The sequence below is a fragment of the Polaromonas sp. OV174 genome (genome assembly GCF_900112285.1).
In the GTDB taxonomy this organism is placed as follows: domain Bacteria; phylum Pseudomonadota; class Gammaproteobacteria; order Burkholderiales; family Burkholderiaceae_C; genus Polaromonas.
The window spans coordinates 1-2,407 of record NZ_FOKZ01000058.1 but is presented as its reverse complement, the minus strand read 5'-3'; the positions used below and the strand labels follow the sequence as shown (position 1 = coordinate 2,407).

General features: G+C 54.9%; 1 protein-coding gene and 1 tRNA gene. One reads left to right on the top strand and one right to left on the bottom strand.

All coding sequences use genetic code 11. From position 1 onward, the window contains the following. Positions 1–148 precede the first annotated feature (148 nt). Positions 149–1,378: a phosphoglycerate dehydrogenase gene (gene serA / locus BM160_RS22025; RefSeq protein ID WP_092008279.1), complete on the bottom strand. Its 1,230-nt coding sequence runs from the start codon at positions 1,376–1,378 to the stop codon at positions 149–151. 272 nt (positions 1,379–1,650) lie between these two features. Between serA and BM160_RS22020 the strand changes: the two genes are divergently transcribed. Beyond that, positions 1,651–1,726: transfer RNA gene (locus tag BM160_RS22020), tRNA-Asn, on the top strand. Positions 1,727–2,407: the final 681 nt, after the last annotated feature.

Sequence of the window (2,407 nt, the reverse complement as noted above, 5' to 3'; positions counted from 1 at the left end):
CCGGCAGGTAGGGTAGGTAGCTGGCAGGCATCAAGCTCTAACGTCCAGACTTCACCAAACGATGACTTCAGGCTTCTGCCGCGCAGACTCCTAGCCCAATAAAGGCGGCCGTAGACAGCTATCTATTTGATAGTTAATCGACGGAGCCTCAGAAAAGAACGCGGCTACGTATCGTGCCTGGCACTTGGGCCAGCTTGGCCAGCGCCATGTCGGAGTGCGCCGCATCGATGTCTATCACCACATAACCGATAGCTTCGTTGGTCTGCAGAAATTGCGAAGCGATGTTGATGCGGTTGTCCGAGAACACCTTGTTGATCTCCGACAGCACGCCAGGCACGTTGCGGTGAATGTGCAGCAGCCGGTGTTTTCCGGGATGGGCGGGCAGCGCCACCTCGGGGAAGTTGACGGAGGAGGTCGAGGTGCCGTTGTCGCTGTACTTCACCAGCTTCTCTGCCACTTCAATACCAATGTTTTCCTGCGCCTCCATGGTCGAGCCGCCCACGTGCGGCGTCAGTATCACGTTGTCCAGGCCGCGCAACGGCGACTCGAACAAATCCTTGTTGCTGCGTGGCTCTACCGGGAAAACGTCGATGGCCGCACCCAGCAGTTTTTTATCGCGCAAGGCCTTGGCCAGCGGCTCAATCTCGACCACCGTACCGCGTGAGGCGTTGATCAGCACGCTGCCCGGTTTCATCGCGGCAATCTCGGCTGCACCAATCATCCATTGCGTGGCCTGCGTTTCGGGCACGTGCAGGCTGACGACATCCGACTGAGCCAGCAAGTCCGTCAACTGCGCCACTTGCCGGGCATTGCCCAGCGGCAGCTTGGTGACCACGTCAAAAAACACCACTCGCATGCCAAGTGCTTCGGCGAGCACCGAGAGCTGTGTGCCTATGGAGCCATAGCCGATCAGTCCCAAGGTCTTGCCGCGTATCTCATAAGCATTCTCGGCCGACTTAAGCCAGCCGCCGCGGTGTGCCGCCGCACTTTTCTCGGGTACGCCCCGCAGCAGCAAGATGGCTTCGGCCAACACCAGTTCGGCCACCGATCGGGTGTTGGAGAACGGCGCATTGAATACCGCAATCCCGCGTTCGCGCGCAGCCGGCAGGTCAACCTGGTTGGTCCCTATACAAAAGCAGCCGACGGCAGCCAGCTTTGTTGCATGGGCCAGCACCTCTGCCGTGAGCTGGGTGCGGGAACGGATGCCAACAAAATGCGCGGTCGCGATTTTGCGTTTGAGTTCGTCGTCTGACAGCGCTCCGGCCAGGCTTTCGATCTGGGTGTAGCCGGCGCTCTTCAACACCTCGGCCGCCCTGGGGTGAATGCCTTCTAATAGAAGGAATTTGATTTTGTCTTTGTCAATCGAGGTGTGGGTCATGGCGTGCTACCTAGTCTGTGATGTGGCTTCAGTGTCAGTATGAATGAGTGCGCTGGCTTGGGTAGAGTTTGTTGGCTCTTGACCCTGTGGGTTGTCGGCTTCCTTGATGGAGATAATGGAGATAAGCGTTGGCTTCCAGACTGCAGGCCTGCGGTCATGCCTTGGCGTCAAGTTGCCCAGTCTCATTTTGAGATTCGATGGTGAGAAAAATTGATGAAAAAGTGCAGGAAATCAAAAAGTGAAAAAAACCACGCTATAATTCGAGGCTAGATTCCTCAATAGCTCAGTTGGTAGAGCGCCGGACTGTTAATCCGTAGGTCCCTGGTTCGAGCCCAGGTTGAGGAGCCAAATAAATAAAAGCCCCGTACGAAAGTTCGGGGCTTTTTCGTTTGCGCGAAGACTTTTTTGAGTGCGGGCGTGCTCCATTGTTGGTTGGGTGTCGATCGCTCTATTGGCTTCTTGGGATGGGTCCGTGGTTGTGATGTCGTTGTTCCTTGCTCTGCCTGCGCATCTGCATTGCTTTGATGGGTGCGGCCTGGGCGCTCATATCGCTCATGTTTGTGTTGGGTCGCGACAGCAGTCGAACTTGCATGCCTGATCTTTGGTCGTATTTTGAACAAGACTCAAGAGCTTTGCTTTTCAGGGGTGAGTCGTTGGTGGCCGCTCAATGCGCGTCAAGGTCGTTTGACCGAAGGGGCTTCCAAGGCTGAGACCGCCTTTTGTCTATGGGTGAAATGTGTCGGTGGCCCCGGCGGCAGTCATCAGATGATTTTTGCTTGAAAATTTTTCGTGAGGCGTAAAAACGATGCTATGATTCACGGCTCTGCTGATGACGCAGTTGCCAGCAAGAAGCTGGCGGCAAGCTTCTCCCGGCAGAGAAAAAGTCAAAAATTATTTGACTCGGCTTAAAAAGCCGGTATATAATTTGAGGCTAAGCTGATTACAGCTACTGACTGAAACGAAGCGGCAACTGCTGCGAAGTGGCAAGTCAAGATCATTAAAAATTTACAGCCGATAAGTATGGGCGTT

What these genes read in the sequence shown, in the direction of transcription:
- serA (WP_092008279.1), bottom strand. Translation starts at nt 1,378, where the DNA reads ATGACCCACACCTCGATTGACAAAGACAAAATCAAATTCCTTCTATTA.